This is a genomic window from Streptosporangium vulgare, assembly GCF_042428775.1.
Classification (GTDB): domain Bacteria; phylum Actinomycetota; class Actinomycetes; order Streptosporangiales; family Streptosporangiaceae; genus Streptosporangium; species Streptosporangium vulgare.
Map to the genome: position 1 here is coordinate 58,082 of NZ_JBHMBS010000037.1, position 15,962 is coordinate 74,043.

Below are 15,962 nucleotides of genomic sequence, written 5' to 3' on the forward strand. Positions count from 1 at the left end.
GATCGAGCTTGGGTTCGGGCCGTGTGCGCGCCGGGGGCTTCGGTGGCTCTCACTGCGACCGAATCGACGGAGAGTCGGCGGAGAGCGTGACCTCGACGGTGATGTGCGGATTGTCCAGCTGCGGGAGCTGAAGCCCACGCTTGAACTCCTCGGCATCGTCTGGCATCACCTTCGGCTGAACTGTGACCTTGACTTGGCCGGTCTCCTCATCTGAGCGCGCCATCATCGTGGCCATCTCAGGACGGGATCGGAGCCAGGAGACGACCGTGTCCTGGGCCCGCCGGAGCTCCAAGGCCGAGAATCCCTTGCCGCCGATCAGGGTGACCTCCATGGGGAGGGTCCTGGCCAGCTCGATCGCGCGCGTCGGGATGGGACCCTTGAAGCCGACGCGCAGCCCCCGCTGGTCGTCGACGTATCTGACGCCGGAGATCTCGTCAGGGAACTCCTCATTAAGTTTGTCGATCACCCGGCTGTTGGACGACTGTGAGCCGAAGCGGTCGATGGCCTCCTCGTAGGAGATGCCCTCCGATTTGGCGATGGCCCCGAGGTCGACCAGCTCGGCGTAGGGAATGCCGTCGATCACCACGTCCGGGTCGGTCACCGCAGGGTCGTACCCCTCGAAGTCCGTCGGCTTGGGTGACGAGGTAGCAGCCACCCGGGTCGCGTACCGCTTGACGACCTCCTCCAGGGATCGGCCCGACGACGCCGCCTCTCGCTTGAGCCGCTCCAGGGTGGGCCGATGCGCTTTGGGCTGATCGGCCCGCGGCAACACGATCGTCTCGGTCCCGGCCACAGTGGGCACCGAGCCAGCACCAGACTGGCCGCAGGCGCACAACGACGCGAGCAGGGGTGCCGGTAAGAACGCTGTCATGAGCCCCAAACGAGGCGGTTCGGGTACGGCTGGCGCCAGCTTGATCTATGCCTGAGATGACGGACCAGCGGGGCCAGCCTCAATCGGCCCCCGTCGAGTCCCGGCGCCTCGAAAAATCACATACCGGACTCTTGACACATGAAATATGTGTCGTGAATAGTGGAGCGTAGTTCGAGGGGGAGTACCCGACTCGTCACCGCACCGCCGTCAATACGGGCCCGGCCCATCCGGGCCCCGGGGGTGCAGCCGCCCGGCTTCTGTTCGCGGGGTGGCCCGGGGAGACCGTCGACCACGAAAGGCGCCGCCACGCTTGGCGCGTGGCGGTCTGGTCGAGGAGGACTCTCCGTTGCCTGTTTCCTGGTGGGCCTGGGCCATCGTGCTGCTGGCCGTGGCCGTGATGCTCGCGGTCGATCTGTTCCTGCACCGCGACAACCACGTCATCGGCTTTCGTGAGGCGGCCATCTGGTCGGGCGTGTGGATCGCCGCCGGCCTGGCCTTCGGCGCGATCTTGTGGGCGTGGCAGGGCGGGCAGGTGGCCGGCACCTACTTCGCCGGCTACCTGATCGAAAAGGCGTTGTCGGTCGACAACGTGTTCGTCTTCGCGCTGATCTTCACCACCTTCGCCGTCCCCGCCGCACTCCAGCACAAGGTGCTGTTCTGGGGCGTCATCGGCGCGCTGGCCTTCCGGCTGGTGTTCATCTTCGTCGGCGCCGAGCTGCTGGAGACGTTCTTCTGGACCGCCTACCTGTTCGGCGCGTTCCTCATCTACACCGGCTACAAGATGGCCTTCCGGCACGACCAGCAACCCCCGCCGGACCGCAACCCGGTGGTCCGGCTGGTGCGCCGCGTCGTGCCGACCGACCCCCGTTACCACGGCGCCCGGTTCTTCACCCGCATCGACGGCAAGCGGGTGGCCACCCTGCTGTTCGTGGTGCTCATCGCCATCGAGGCCACCGACCTGATCTTCGCCATCGACTCGGTCGCCGCGATCCTGGCGATCACCACCAGCACCTTCATCGTCTGGACCGCCAACGCCTTCGCCATCCTCGGGCTGCGCAGCCTGTACTTCTGCCTGGCCGGGCTGCTGCGCCGGTTCGTGCACCTGCACTACGGCCTGGCGCTGCTGCTGGCCTTCGCCGGCATCAAACTGATCGCCTCGGAGACCCCGATCGGGAAGCTGCCCATCCCCATCACGCTCGGCGTCATCGTGGCCACCCTCGCCGTCTCCATCGGCTGGAGCCTGCTGGCCACCCGGACCACCAGCGGAAACGGCAGCGCCGGAAGCGGCAGCGAGACCGAGGTTGAAGGCGGCGGCACTGCCGCCACACACCCGCCTGCAACCTCCGGCACGAACGGGCCACAAGCCGCTGCGGACAGTGCAGCGGCCGCCGACCGCGCCACCGTCGTCAACGACCCGTCCTGAACGCCGGCCCACGAAACGCCCCCGGGCGCGAGTGCCCCGGGGGCCGGAAGGAACGCACCACATGCGCAACCCACCCACCACCGCCCAGCCCAGCGCTCAGCCCACCGCCGGCCCCGGTACCCCCGCCAGCGTGTACTGCCATCAGGTCACCGGCCGCCTGCCGGGCACCGGACCGGTCCTGGCCGTTCTCACCGGCGGCCCCGCCGACCTGGCCGTGGCCCAGGCCGCCGCCACCTGGGCGGCCGGCACGGGCAGCCTGGTCATCGCGGCCACCGTGGTCACCGGCACCGGCTTCAGCCTCAACCCGCTCCTGCATCAGGTCCGGGCCCGCCGCCAGGACGCCGACAGCCTGACCGTCATCGGCCGCCTCACTCCGATCCTGACCGCAGCCGGGGTGGCCTGGCTGCGCACCGTCGTGGCCGTGCCCACCCGCGCCGGCCCGGCCCCGACCCCGTCGCTGACCCCGGCTCTGCCGCTTGCCACGATCCGGCGCCTGGTCGACCGCTTCACCGCCGTCGCCGTCGTCACCGCTGCGCCGCTGCACGACCCGGCAGGCCGCCTGGCACCGCTCCCCCCGCAGGCGGCCACCGTGGCCATCACCGCGGCGAGCACCGTGGCGGGCACGGAGGCGCTCGGCGCGCACCGGCAGCAATCCTCAGCCACCACCGACAGCCCAGACCACGAGGAAGAGGCATGACCATGACCACCACCACCGGCATCGGCACGATCCCCGCGCCCGCCCAGATCACCGCCCTGCAACAGGTCCGCGAGTACCCCGCGATCTCCCTGCTGCTGAGCACCACCCCGGCCGCCGAGCTCACCGGCACCGACGCGCTCCGGCTGGACGCACTGGCCGCCGAAGCGGTGCAGCGGCTGCGCGGCGAGCTGCAGCCCGCCGCGGCCGCACCGGCGATCGGCCGCCTGCACACGCTCATCGACCAAGCCCACCGCGGCCCCACCGGCCGCGGGCTGGCCGTGTATGCCAGCGCCGGCAGCCAGGCGCTGATCCGGCTGCCGATCGGCGTCCGCGACCGCGCCGTCGTCGACCCGACGTTCGCCACCCGCGACCTGATCCGCGCGCTGCACCGCACCCCACGCCACCTGGTGCTGGCCCTCAACGCTGGGCACGCCCGGCTGTTGGAGGCCGCCGCTGACACCCTGCTGCCCGCCGCCACCTCGGCCTTCCCGATGTCGGCGGGCCGCCGCACCGCCACCGGCCGCGCCACCCGCGGCCGCGGCCGCGCCGACCGGCCCACCCGCCAGACCCCCGCCGGCGACTTCTTCCGTCAGGTCGACGCCGCCCTCGGCGCCTACCTGTGCCTGCACCCCGCCCCGCTGGTGCTCGTCGGCGACGAGCGCACCACCGCAGCCTTCAAGCGACTGTCGGCCAACTGCCAGCGGCTGGCCGGCACCGTCACCGGCAACCTGGCCACCACCCAGCCGGCCGAGCTGACCGGCCGCATCCGCGCGGTGCTCGACGCCTATCTGCACCGCCGCCAAGACGACGCGCTCGCCCTGCTTCAGCAACGCACCGCGGCCGGCCGCGTCACCTCCGGCATGCCCGCCGCCTGGCGGGCCGCCCGCACCGGGCGGCCCGAGATGCTCGCCGTCGACGACTCGCTCTACTACCCCGCCCGGCTGTCCGACGACGGCGACACCCTCACCCCGGCCGCCGACATCGACCATCCCGACGTCATCGACGACGCCGTGGACGAGCTCATCGAGCTCGTCCTGGCCCGGGGCGGCTGGATCGCCTTCACCACCCCGGGAGCCCTGGCTGGCCATCAGGGCGTCGCCCTGGTCACCTGCCGCTGAGCACCCTGGTCGTATGTGTCATGTCTTCTGTTTCGCGATATGACAGTCGTGCTTTTACCATGGAGGACATGCCGGACTGGACGTTTCTGACCAACCACGCTCACGTGCTGCTGTGCATCGCCCGCGACCCCGGTGTGCGCATCCGCGACGTGGCCACCCGGGTCGGCATCACCGAACGGGCCGCGCAACGCATCCTGGCCGAGCTCACCACCGCCGGATACCTCACCGCCGTCCGGGAAGGGCGGCGCAACCGCTACCAGCTCAACCCGTCCCTGCCCCTGCGCCACCCGCTGGAACGCGACCACCAGATCGGAGAGATCCTCGCGGTCTTCCACGCCACCGAAGCACCCGCGCCCAACGCCAAGCCCGAAACACTGACCGCACCTACGGCGGATGCACACCAGTAATCCGCCCGCGGCGGCGTGTCTGCGGGGCAGTCCCCGCCCGAACCGCAGCCTCGGACGAGGGCGCCCTCACGAATCGCGGCCCCCAGCCCCCTCCAGCCTGGTGACCGCACCCACCACCCTGACAGCACATAACGTGACAGCGCAATCGCTGCACGTGATTTGACTGGGCGTCGATCGCCTCGTCGATCAGTAGGCAGGCTCGTGGCGGCGCGCAGCATGCCCAGCCCTGTGACACAGAACTCGCATTACCTGTCACACTGGCCTCGCCGGCCGGGACGACGCCCTGCTCGTCGACGGGCGGGCCGGAGACGACTCGGCAACGTTATGTGTCACATCGGCGTGAGAGGGGCCCCAGCGTGTCGATCCTCGAGTTCCCGACGCCGGCCACGACGCCGACCACGACGCCCGCCGACGAGGCGATCGACGGGGGCGGTCTGAGTGTCGCGGCCGCCATCGAGGGCTTCCTCGACTCCGTCCAGAGCAAGACCACCCGCGCCAGTTACGCCGACACGCTCGCCCGTCTGACCGCGCTCGCCGCAGACCGGCCCGTCGCCACGCTCAGGCCTGAGGACTACGCCGCAGCGATGCGCCGATGGGACAGCGCGGCCGCCGCGACCTGGAACCGGCACCTGTCCGCGCTGACCTCGTTCACCACCTGGGCCGGACGCCAGGAGATCCTCGCCACCAACCCGGCCCGCCGCCTGGAGCGGCGCAAGAGCGCCCGCCGCGGTGACCGCTCCATCCCGCGTACCCGCCTGGACAAGCTGTTCACCGACGACTCCCACGGCCTGCGTGAGCGGGTGCTGTGGCGGATGCTGTACGAGACCGCCGGCCGCGCCGAAGAGATCCTCTCCCTCAACGTCGAGGACCTGGACCTGGAGTTCCGGCGCGCCCGCATCACCTCCAAAGGCGGCGCCATCGAGTACGTGCACTGGGCCACCGGCGCCGCCCGCCTCCTGCCCCGGCTGCTGCGCGGCCGTACCAGGGGGCCGGTCTTCCTCGCCGACCGGCGCGCCCCCGCCTCCGGACCACGCGCCCCCGCGGCCGCCGACGTCTGCCCCGAGACCGGGCGCGGCAGACTGTCCTACCCGCGCGCCGAATACCTGTTCAAGCACGCTACCGCCGCCCACGATCCCCACCACAAGGGCTGGACCCTTCACCAACTCCGGCATTCGGCCCTGCAGCACCTGGCCGCCGACGGGCGCACCGCCCCCGAGCTCCAGGCCAAGTCCCGGCACCAGCACCTGGGCAGCCTCGGCCGCTACGTCCAGCTCGGCGAACAGACCTCCGCCCGCATCACCGCCGAAGCCGACCCCGCCGCTCGCCGCCGTACCCGCTGACCAGCCCGCAAGCCAAGGTCATCAGCGCTAACCCGCTGTACCGGTGCCCGGTATCGAACCGCCTGCCGGTCCACGCCCCGCGGGGGCTGGTCAAGCCGTGGGCTATGCCTGATCGCCTGCCTGCGCTCGAGCGGTGCTGTCGCCGAGAGGCAGGCGCTTGGCCACATCGAGCCGTACCTCGCCGTAGGGCTGGACATGCTGCCAGAACAGCGGAGTCAGCCCGCGCCGATCGGCGGGCTTGAGCAGCTTGGCCATGGCGGGATCGGCCAGGACGTCTTGCAGCATCAGGGTGTTGATGTAGACGAGCGCCGCCTGAAGGATCCGCAGGCACAAGACGGTCATCTCCAGTTCCTCGCGCCGGTTGGTGGCGATGTCGCCGCCCTTGCCGTAGAAGATCACCGAGTTGGCGCCGTTGGAGGACTCCACGACGTTGAGCCCTTCCTGGATCTCCCGCTGCAGCTCACGCAGCCGCAGGTAGCGGGCGACGAAGATGGTCTTCTGCGCGCGGCCGACCTCCAGCATGGCCTGGTAGGTCGGGTGGGAGGCGGAGTCGGTGAACCGGCGCAAGATCGCCTCCGTCGCCGCGGTGCCCTGCTTGATGGCCGTCGCGTATTTGATCATCTGATCGTAGTTCTGCTCGATCACCTCCCAGCGGATCGGCCGGGTCATCGCCGGGGTCAGCCGCGAATACAGGTCGCTCTCGCCGCTCTCCACCCGGTACAGCTTCACCTTGTTGATCTGCTTGATGCGCGGCAGCAGGTCGAAGCCCAACAGCCTGGTCACCCCGAACCCGATCTCGGATTGACCGTGCGAGTCGACGTAGTTGCCCTCCACCTTCATGGTGGTGCCGTGCCGCACCGCGCCCTCCACCATGGCGTGCACCTCGGAGGCAGAGGCGCGAAGCGTCTGGGAGTGCACGACCATGGATCCGCGTTCCACGTGCCAGTAGATGAGGATGCCGCGGCCGCCGTACCGGGAGTGCCACTCGGTGAAAATGTTCTGATCGTAGGCTCTGACGTGCGTGGAGTCGGAGGCGACGGTGGTCGTCCCCTCGCCCCACAAACTGGCGTCACGGGCGGCGAAGGTCGCGTTCGCGATGGCGATCGCGATGTCGGTGGCGATCTGCGGGGTCAGGTAGCGGCGCCGAACGTAGCGGATGTCGTCTTCGCTGTGGGCATGACCACCGGAGGCCACCGCCCGAATCCCGGTGTTGGTGCCGTAGCCGAAGATCGCCAGCATGAGGCGTTCGGCAAGGATCTCCGGCTTGAGGCTTGAGTTGCCGGCGACCGAGGTGACGGCGTTCAGACAGCCGGTGCGCAACACCGCTTCCTTGAGCATGTCGATCAGCGGGACCGAGCCCCACCGGCGGCTCACCTCGTTCTTGATCTTCCGCAGGTTCCGGGGTTCCTCGACGGGCCCGATCTTCGTCAGCTTGATCGCGCCGGCTTTGCGCTCGGCGATCTCCACCCAGTCCAGCTTGGGCAGCGCGGCGTCCAGCGCCTCCAGCTCGGCGCGCATCTCGGCCTTCAATTCGGCGATGAAGTCCCTGGGGGCCAGCGGCTTGCGCAGCTCGGCGTAGTTCTCCACGCGCCGCTCGGGGAAGTCCTTGGGCAGGTCCTCCTCCGGGTCGCGGAAGGAGTGCGCGCCGACGACCCAGATCTCCTTGCACCGCAGGGCCTCGCGCAGCGCCTGGAAGGTGACGATCTCATACACCATCCGCACCACCCGGCGACGTCCACGCTTGTCAGTCTTGAACACCAGGTCTTCCCACGCGCCGGCCGTCCCGCGGTGCTCGGGCACCGTCTCGCCGCGCGGGTAGTAGGTGGTGTTGCCCGCCTTGGCGTAGCGGCGCACCAGCTCCAGCGCCTTGATCACGGGCTGGTAAGCGGTGTTGGTGCTCTTGAACTCCAAGGTCTCCAGCAGCGCGATCAGACCCCGCCGGTAGTGGTTGGTGTAGGAGGCGCGCAGCGTGGTCTGCACCGTGGTGCGGTAGACCGGGCCTTTGGTCTTGAACTCGTGCACCAGGTCCTTCAGCGTCTGCTCGCCGCCGGCCACGGCGGGGAAGATGACCGCACGGACCGCCTCATCGGGGTGGCCGAGAGCGGCGTCGGCGACCTTGAACAGGATGTTCTCCTTACCGGTCACCCGCTTGAACGCGTTGATCAGCTCCTTGGTCACCTTGCTGTCGGCGCGCGCCTTGATCCGGTGCACCGTCGCGATGAGCAGCTCCACCAGCGTGTCGGTGATCTCCCGTTCCCGCTCGTGCACCAGAGCCGCCAGCAGCAACACCGCCAGCTCCGGCGGATGGGTGCGCATGTGCGAGGGCGCCTCCACCGCCGCCCGGGACCGCCAGGCCGCCAGCACCTTGGGCGCCACATCGGCGAACAGGCCCGGAGGCAATCCGATCGACCGGACCGCCACCAGCTTGCGGATCTCGGTCATCATCGACTCCAGGCTCACATTGCCCACCGCCGACTTGATGAACGCGAGCAGGGCGAAGTCGGCCTCATCGTCGTCTTGCGTGCTGCCTTCCGGCTCAGTCGCCGGCGCGTCGACGACGCCTGGCGCCTGGACCGCCGCGCTGGCTGCCTGGTCCTGCGCGGTCTCGAAGGTGATGTCGGCCAGCGCGCAGATCCGCTCGATCGTGTCAGCGTCCAGCCGCGAGGTGATCCGCAGCGACCAGGCAGTCTCGGCTTGCCGCAGGGCTGATCCCACGATCCGGGTGATGCGGCCCGGTGTTGGGGGCTCGATCCTGTTCTCGCGTAGATGCTTCAGCAGTTCCTCGCGAACCCGCTCGGGCCGCCGCTCGGCGTTCGCGACGTTTTCGGCCAGCCACACCGCGACCTTGGTGGCATCGGCGGTTGAGCAGAGGCGAAAGCCCAGGTGCTTGCGGATCTGGCTGCGGTGGTACTCGATCGTCGAACCGGACCACTCGTAGAAGCCGAGCTCCGAGGCGGACACCTTGACCTGCTTGGCCACGTGCTCGACCACCTCGTCCGGCAGCTCGGAACGTCCTCGCGGAAACCGGCCGTGCTGTGTGTAGAACTTCAGCAAGATCCCGAAGGCGAGTCGTGTTGCGCCGCGCTTTCCGGCGATGAGATCGCGTTCCTCGTCCAGGATCGTCCAGTGCTCGACGAGTTCGTCGATGTGAAGCGGGGGGCGTGTCATGCCCGCTCAGCATCGGCTACGCAGATCACGACAAGATCAACGCCGTTTGGGGCTCATGACAGCGTTCTTACCGGCACCCCGAGCAGCGCGATGACGGTCAAACACGATCTCTTCACACCAAAGGGACGCGCCACCGGCCTGGAGGGTTCATCCAGGCACCCCGTCCAGTACGGCGAAGCCCGTTCATCAGAGTGCGCCTCCCATGCGGACCTTGCGTGCCCACCATAAGGCGGTCCTCCGTTTCAAACGTATCGCTAGCCCCGAAGGGGGCTTGATCGCGCTGTGGCGCCTTCTCGGGGTGTCGGAATTAGCAGGTTTCCCGACATCCGCCGAACCCGCCCTGCACCGCCCAGGAAACCGGACACCAGGAATGAAAGCACACCCCCGGGCGGTCGCTTTCAAGCTCGGATTGACGACAGGATTTCCCGACAGACGGAAGGGCTCATCGCGATAGTACGTGTTCATCACGATTGAAAGCTACGTTGCTTTCGGAAATTATGTCAATCAATCAATGCATATAAGCACAGGTCGAAGTCGATAAATTAATGTTTTGACGCTGAAGCCGAATGCAATGAAACGTTGCATTGTGTGATGCCGAACGCAATAGTGACGCCATGCCAGAAGGAAGGTTGACCCTGCAGGACCGCCGGCGCATCGGGACCGGCCTCGCCGAAGGCCGCTCCTACGCCGAGATCGCCAGGCGGCCGACCTCACGGCTGATCGTCGAGGTCGGCCGCGAGGTCGGCCGCAACGGCGGCTCCGGCGACTACCGCCCCGAGTGGGCGCACCAGGCGGCGGTGCGGCGGGCGCGGCGCGACACCCCGGCACGTTCGGCCGAACCCCAGGACCGCAAGGTCTTCGAGGTGGAGGAGGGAGTCGTTGAGACGGCGATCGGGATGGGCCTGCCGAAAATGGTGGCGCGCGTGCTCATCGGCCTGTGGCCGAGCGAGGACGGCAGACTCACCGCGGCCGAACTGTCGCGCGGGTTGAAAGTCAGTCCCGCCTCGATCTCCATGGCGGTGGGCTACCTGACCCGGCAGGGACTGATCAGGCGCGAACATGATCCGCAGCGACGGCACGACATCTACGTGGTCGACGACGACGCCTGGTACCACTCGACGGTGATCGGCTCGCGGCAGACGCTCGCGGCGGCGGAGATCACGAAGGCGGCGGGGCGGACGCTCGGGCTCGACACGCCCGTAGGACGCCGCCTGGCCAGGGGTGGTGCGTTCCTGGAGCGGATCAGCCTGGACACTCTGGCGTCGGCCGAACGCTGGCGCGACCTGCCGCCGTGACCAGACCGCAGGGATCGTGGCCCGGATTTCGAGTGCTGTCGTCCGATGTCGACACCGCCGCCCCGTCCGCAGGCGTCCAGGTGTCCAGGTGTCCGTCGCTGTCCGCCGGCACCGACCCGGCGACGGCCCAGGAGGTGGCGTTCGTGCGCCCCATTTCGTGCGCCCCGTATGGAGAACGGGTCTAGCCGAGAGCGCGGACCTCCCAGATCATGAGGTGGCCAACGTCATCCGCAACCTCAAGGAGGTCAGCGTGAACAATGCCGAAGCGGGTCGTGCCGGACGGCGGCGATTACGGGCGTGGCACCGATCGGGCCGCCGGGCCGGCCTGATCACCTCGATCGCCGTCCTGCTTTCCGTGCTGCTCACCCCGAGCGCCGCGTACGCGGGCCAGATCGTCCCCTGCCCTGGGAGCATCACCGAGTGGCGGCGCCTGTTTTACTCGGGCCGCCCGCCGGTGGCCACCTGGGAGGGGTACCGGTTCACGACGCTGTCGGTCACCCCGCAGTTCCTCGTCAGCGACGGACGGGTGCTCGACAACAACACGGACCTGCCCGTCGACTACAACATCTCGTCCTCGGTGTCTCAGGAGTACTCCATCTCGGCGACGACCGGCGTCACCGCGAACGCCGGCGCCTATCTCACCGCCAATGTCAGCTCCACCATCGTGGCGCGCCGCACCACCGCCATCGGGGTCTCCCTGAGTGTGACCGTGCCGCCGCGCACCCGCTTTGTCGCCGAGTACGGGGTGGAAGGGTACAACGTCAGCTACGCCGTCGAGGCGTGGCGGACCAGGAAGATCGGCTCCGCGACGCCTGTCACCGGCGACCGGTGTGAGGAGTGGGGCTGGTACCCGCAGAACACCATCGCCCCCACGCACATCGAAGGGTGGCGGCTGAGAACGGGGTGATCGGCCGTCGGCGTTCGAGGAGCTCCGTTCAGGGTCGGCGCCACCGGGGACGAGACAGAACATTCGCGCAGGTCCTGAGCATCTCAGAACCGTCTCTCGACACGTTCCGGTCGCGAGAGGAGTTCTGCGAACGGTGACCTGGGTGAACGCATCACCGCATCACCGCACGAGGAAAGCGCTGACCTCGCACAACCGGGGGGCCGTTTCCACGAGGCACCGGCCTGCTTTGGCCCCCCGAATTTCTACCGCCGAAATGGTGCCGCCCGCTGACCGGCTCTGCCGCCGTCAGCCGGCGCGGTCGAGGATGTTCGCGCGGGCCACGGCGTACCGTTCGCGGATCGCCGGCACGGCGTCCGCCTCGTGCGTCTCGACCCGCCCGACCGTCCACGACGGCGGCCGCTGCCCGCCCGACAACACCCAGGCCGCCTGACGGGCGGCGCCGTCGGCGACGTACTCCCCCAGCGGTGGGACGAGCACGGGACGGCCGAAGACCGTGGGAGCGATCCGGCGCACCGCCTCCGAGCGGGCACCGCCGCCGACCAGGATGACCCGGTTGACCGTCATGCCCTGCGCGATCATCGCGTCCAGCCCGTCGGCGAGTCCGCACAGCATGCCCTCCACCGCCGCGCGGGCCAGGTGTGCGGGGGTCGAGGTCCGCAGGGTCAGGCCGTGCACGGCTCCGGTGGCGTGCGGGCGGTTCGGTGTGCGCTCGCCCTCCAGGTAGGGCACCAGGACCAGCCCGTCGGCGCCCGGCGGTGCGGACAGCGCCAGCGCCGACAGTCCTGCGTGGTCCACTCCCAGCATGGTCGCGGCCGCGTCCAGCACCCGGGCGGCGTTGAGCGTGCACACCAGCGGCAGGAACCGGCCGGTCATATCGGCGTACCCGGCCACGATCCCGCTCGGGTCCGCGGCCGGCACGTCGGAAACGGTGGACACGATGCCGGAGGTGCCGATCGACACGATCACGTCGCCCGGCTCGGCACCGACACCCAGCGCCGCCGCGGCGCAGTCGCCGGCGCCGGGGCCCAGCGGCGCGCCGGTGCGCAGGTGCCCGGCCTGACGGGTCGGCCCGAGCACCTGCGGCAGCAGTACATCGTCGCGGCCGAACGCCAACCGGAGCAGGTCCAGGCGGTACTCACCGGTCGCGGCCGACCAGTATCCGGTCCCGCTGGCCTCGCTGCGGTCGGTGCGCAGCGCGTCGAGCCCCGGTGCGCCGGACAGCCGCCAGGTGAGCCAGTCGTGCGGCAGACACACCGCGGCCGTACGGGCGGCGTTGTCCGGCTCCGCCGAGGCCAGCCAGCGCAGCTTGGTGACGGTGAAGCTGGCCACCGGTACCAGGCCGACCGCCTCCGCCCATGCTCGCTGTCCCGTCTCGCCACCACCGAGGTCCGAGATCAGGTCGGCGGCGGCGCCGGCCGAGCGGGTGTCGTTCCACAGCACGGCGTCCCGGATCACCGCACCGCCGTCGTCCAGGCACACCATGCCCTGCTGCTGCCCGGCGATCGAGGCGGCCGCCACGTCGTCCAATCCGCCGGCCTGTGCGACCGCGTCGGACAGCGCGGCCTCCCACGCCGCCGGCGGCACGGCGGTGCCGACGGGGTGCGGTGCGCGACCTTCGCGCACCAGCCTCCCGGTCTCGGCGTCACGGATCACGACTTTGCACGACTGGGTCGACGAGTCGACCCCGGCGACGAGGGGCACCGGTCCTCCGGGGGGGCGAAGCTCTGGGACGGTTAGTTTATTTATCTAGTAGCTAAATTATTTCAGCCGCACCAGATGTGCTGTCAAGATCACCCCGGCCTGTGGCGTCCTTCGGCGGTCCACGCCGCTGGGGGCAGGGAAGCGGTCGAGGGGTTGGCCGGCCCGGTTGAGCAACAGCGCCGTCGGCCAGCCGGCACGGAGCCTGCGCAGCAGTTCCTCGTCGCCCGCGTGGATCAGGTGCAGGTAGGCGAGGTTGAGCGGGGTCAGGGCGTTGATCAGGGCCGGGTACAGGTCGTGGGTGTCGTTCTCGGTGATGTCGTTGTAGGGGTTGGCGGGTGAGAGTCGCAGCCCGGTGCGGTCGGCGCCGATCTCGCCGGCCACCGCGGTGGCGACCTCGACGGCGAAGCGGATGCGGTTGGCGATCGTGCCGCCGTAACCGTCGGTGCGCTGGTTGGCGTTGCCGGAGAGGAACTGGTGGATCAGGTAGCCGTTGGCGCCGTGCAGCTCGACGCCGTCGAACCCGGCCGCGATGGCCGACGCCGCCGCGTGCCGGAACTCGTCGACCACCCCGGCGATCTCACCGGTCTCCAGCGCCCGCGGGGTGGGCATCTCCTGCGGGCCCGTGGCGGTGAACATGAGGCCGGTGGGGCGCACGGCGGACGGGGCGACCGGCTGACGGTGGTGCGGGGTGTTGTCCGAGTGGGCGATGCGGCCGGTGTGCATGAGCTGCACGACGATCCGCCCGCCGGCGGCGTGCACGGCGTCGGTGACCGCATGCCAGCCGTCGATGTGGTCCGCGGTGTAAATGCCGGGGGTCAACAGGTAGCCCTGACCGTCGGCGGAGGGCTGGGTGCCCTCGGTGATGATCAGAGCCATTGACGCCCGCTGGGTGTAGTACTCGCGGTTGAGGTCGGTGGGCACACCGTCGCCCGGGAGCGGTCGCGGGTCATCGGCGCCATCGCGAGTCGGTGCGGCAGGTCGATCGCGCCGACGCGGGTGGGGGTCCAGAGAGTCATGGAGGGTCGCTTTCTACAAGAATGTCGAGGTACGCGGATCCGGTCCGCGATGGCCGGCGTGCGGGGACGTCACCGGCCACCGGGGGTGCCGCCCGCCATGGCTTCAACCATGGGGGCGAGCACTGCGGCGAACGCGGGGTGGGGACCGAGTGCCTTCCTCTAGTCGAGGGTGGCGCTGGGGGCGACGAAGACGATCTTGCCGTTGATCGGGGCGGTGGCGACTTCGGCGTGCACCTGCGCCAGTCCGGCCAGCGGCACCCGCCGGGTCGCGCCGAGGTGCAGCTTGCCGGCGTCAAGCAGGGTCACCAGCTGGGCGAGCTGTTCGGCGTCGGGGCGGAAGAAAAGATTGATTCCCCGTACGCCGCGGGCCTCGTCGGACGCAGCGGGCATCCACACGGTGGTGTTGACCAGCACGCCGCCGTCCCGGATCACGGTGGCCAGGGCGGTCATCTGCTCCGGGGCGATCGGGGCGAAGTTGAGCACGACGTCGACCGGCTCGGACAGCTCCGGGATCCCGGGGCCGTGGATCTCGTCGGCGCCGGCCGTCTTGGCCTGCTCGGAGCTGCGCGGGCCGGTCGTGGCGATCACGTACGCGCCGGCGTTCTTGGCCAGCTGCACCGCGTAGCCGCCGACGACGCCGCCCGCGCCGTTGATCAGCACCCGCTGGCCGGTGGTCGGCTTCGCGTGGTCGAACAGCGCCTGCCACGCGGTGAGCCCGACCAGCGGTAGTCCGGCGGCGTCCACCAGCGGGACGCTCGTGGGGGCTGCCGCCAGAATCCGGGCCGGGGCGATGACGTACTCGGCGGCCGCGCCGGTGCTGGTCAGCGGCAGGGCGCCGATCACCCGGTCACCGATGTCGAAGCCGGTCACGTCCTCGCCGAGCGCGTCGACCGTGCCCGCGATGTCGATGCCAGGGGTGTGCGGCAGCCGGATCGGGATGGGGCCCTGCATGACACCGGCGCGGATGTTGCCCTCGACCGGGTTGAACGACGTCGCCGCCACCCGGATCCGGACCTCGCCGACGCCGGGGATCGGCTGGTCCACGTCTTCGTAGCGCAGGACCTCGGGGGTGCCGTACTCGTGGAAACGCACTGCCTTCATGACGAGCCTCGTCTTTCTGAATCCGTTGTGCTTCGATTTCGAAGCACTTCTGAGACTAGCACGCTTCGAATTCGAAGCAAGTGTGATGCGGCGGGTGACAGTCGTCCCAGCCAGGGTTACCGCCGGTCGGCAGAACTCTCCTCGTTGCTCCCGGCGGCCAGAGCACGGAGCTTCGCGTGGCTGGCGGAGCCGGGGACAGCCACGAAGACCAGCAGCGCCTGGCGCTCCGCCGGACAGACCAGCAGGTGGCGATACAGCGCCAACCCGCCCAGTGCGACATGCCGATAGCACCTCGGGCGGCGCCGAACGGGGACACCCACCTCGACGAGGTAGCGTTCACGCGCCGACGGGTCGCTCAACCAGCGATCGACCAGAAAATGCGACGATCCGCCGGTCCGGGGGTAATCGCCGAACAGGGCGATCGCCGGACGGGTCTGCAGCAACACCTCGCCGAACCGGGAGAACACCGTCGCGGGGTACTCCGGCAGGTGCTCGACGATGAGCTCCAGGATCGGGCTGGCTCGGTGACCGGGTCGGCCGGGTGCCGCCTCGTCATGGCGTTCCTGGAGAAAGTGCGCCAATATTTCCCGATCCATGTTGCTCACCGCCTTCCCGGTTCGACCACTCAAGCGTGGCGCAGAACGGGAGGCGGGTGAATGTTCTCGTCATCCACGGTACGACAGACCATGGATAAGAGAGTCAGGCTCGGCTCACGCCTCGCCCCCGGCCATGGTGATCAGCCGCCGGAGCTTCGCCTCACTCGGCGATCCGGGTTCGGCCATGAAGACCAGCAGATCCTGGCCCTCGTCGGGATCCACCAGGGTCACGTCCAGCGAAGTGGTGTATGAGTTGATCTCCGCGTGATCCTGTTTCTGCAGGTTAAGCGGTAAGTGTCTGTGGAATGGGTTTCTGCTGCGG

Annotated in this window: 14 protein-coding genes; 7 read left to right on the forward strand and 7 right to left on the reverse strand. The window is 69.5% G+C overall.

What is annotated here, in order from left to right; translation table 11 throughout:
- Positions 1–49 precede the first annotated feature (49 nt).
- Positions 50–802, reverse strand: coding sequence for a hypothetical protein (locus ACFFRH_RS40080; RefSeq protein WP_386162916.1), 753 nt, complete (start codon positions 800–802; stop codon positions 50–52).
- A gap of 415 nt (positions 803–1,217) precedes the next feature.
- Between ACFFRH_RS40080 and ACFFRH_RS40085 the strand changes: the two genes are divergently transcribed.
- The 5 genes from ACFFRH_RS40085 to ACFFRH_RS40105 all read left to right on the forward strand — a co-directional run bounded on the left by ACFFRH_RS40085 (position 1,218) and on the right by ACFFRH_RS40105 (position 5,856).
- The gene (locus tag ACFFRH_RS40085; RefSeq protein ID WP_386162919.1) at positions 1,218–2,294 is read left to right on the forward strand and encodes a TerC family protein; all 1,077 of its coding nucleotides are present in this window, start codon (positions 1,218–1,220) and stop codon (positions 2,292–2,294) included.
- A gap of 61 nt (positions 2,295–2,355) precedes the next feature.
- A complete protein-coding gene (locus ACFFRH_RS40090; RefSeq protein ID WP_386162922.1) occupies positions 2,356–2,991 on the forward strand; it encodes a hypothetical protein in 636 nt (211 codons plus the stop codon).
- Complete coding sequence (locus ACFFRH_RS40095; protein ID WP_386162925.1) at positions 2,988–4,109, forward strand: baeRF3 domain-containing protein; 1,122 nt, start codon at positions 2,988–2,990, stop codon at positions 4,107–4,109. The genes ACFFRH_RS40090 and ACFFRH_RS40095 overlap by 4 nt, the downstream gene beginning before the upstream one ends.
- Before the next feature lie 68 nt (positions 4,110–4,177).
- Positions 4,178–4,516, forward strand: coding sequence for a helix-turn-helix transcriptional regulator (locus ACFFRH_RS40100; protein ID WP_386162928.1), 339 nt, complete (start codon positions 4,178–4,180; stop codon positions 4,514–4,516).
- Positions 4,517–4,872: 356 nt separating this feature from the next.
- Positions 4,873–5,856, forward strand: coding sequence for a tyrosine-type recombinase/integrase (locus ACFFRH_RS40105; RefSeq protein WP_386162931.1), 984 nt, complete (start codon positions 4,873–4,875; stop codon positions 5,854–5,856).
- A 102-nt stretch (positions 5,857–5,958) separates the two neighbouring features.
- Here the strand turns inward: ACFFRH_RS40105 and ACFFRH_RS40110 are convergent, their stop codons facing one another.
- Positions 5,959–9,024 carry a Tn3 family transposase gene (locus tag ACFFRH_RS40110; RefSeq protein ID WP_386162933.1) on the reverse strand — a complete coding sequence of 1,022 codons (3,066 nt, stop codon included), beginning with the start codon at positions 9,022–9,024 and terminating at the stop codon, positions 5,959–5,961.
- A 629-nt stretch (positions 9,025–9,653) separates the two neighbouring features.
- Between ACFFRH_RS40110 and ACFFRH_RS40115 the strand changes: the two genes are divergently transcribed.
- Complete coding sequence (locus tag ACFFRH_RS40115; protein ID WP_386162936.1) at positions 9,654–10,319, forward strand: GbsR/MarR family transcriptional regulator; 666 nt, start codon at positions 9,654–9,656, stop codon at positions 10,317–10,319.
- A gap of 250 nt (positions 10,320–10,569) precedes the next feature.
- Positions 10,570–11,226, forward strand: a complete 657-nt coding sequence (locus ACFFRH_RS40120; RefSeq protein WP_386162938.1) for a hypothetical protein — start codon at positions 10,570–10,572, stop codon at positions 11,224–11,226.
- Between the two features lie 285 nt (positions 11,227–11,511).
- Here the strand turns inward: ACFFRH_RS40120 and ACFFRH_RS40125 are convergent, their stop codons facing one another.
- The 5 genes from ACFFRH_RS40125 to ACFFRH_RS40145 all read right to left on the reverse strand — a co-directional run.
- A complete protein-coding gene (locus tag ACFFRH_RS40125) occupies positions 11,512–12,927 on the reverse strand; it encodes a xylulokinase (protein ID WP_386162941.1) in 1,416 nt (471 codons plus the stop codon).
- 57 nt (positions 12,928–12,984) lie between these two features.
- Positions 12,985–13,848 carry an oxidoreductase gene (locus ACFFRH_RS40130; protein WP_386162945.1) on the reverse strand — a complete coding sequence of 288 codons (864 nt, stop codon included), beginning with the start codon at positions 13,846–13,848 and terminating at the stop codon, positions 12,985–12,987.
- Positions 13,849–14,102: 254 nt separating this feature from the next.
- On the reverse strand, positions 14,103–15,044 hold the full coding sequence (locus tag ACFFRH_RS40135; protein ID WP_386162948.1) for an NADP-dependent oxidoreductase: 942 nt from the start codon (positions 15,042–15,044) through the stop codon (positions 14,103–14,105).
- Between the two features lie 116 nt (positions 15,045–15,160).
- Positions 15,161–15,640 (reverse strand): MmyB family transcriptional regulator, encoded by a 480-nt coding sequence (locus ACFFRH_RS40140; RefSeq protein ID WP_386162958.1) that lies wholly within the window; start codon positions 15,638–15,640, stop codon positions 15,161–15,163.
- A gap of 114 nt (positions 15,641–15,754) precedes the next feature.
- Positions 15,755–15,962: hypothetical protein (locus ACFFRH_RS40145; protein WP_386162950.1), on the reverse strand; the 208-nt coding region annotated here is incomplete at its 5' end.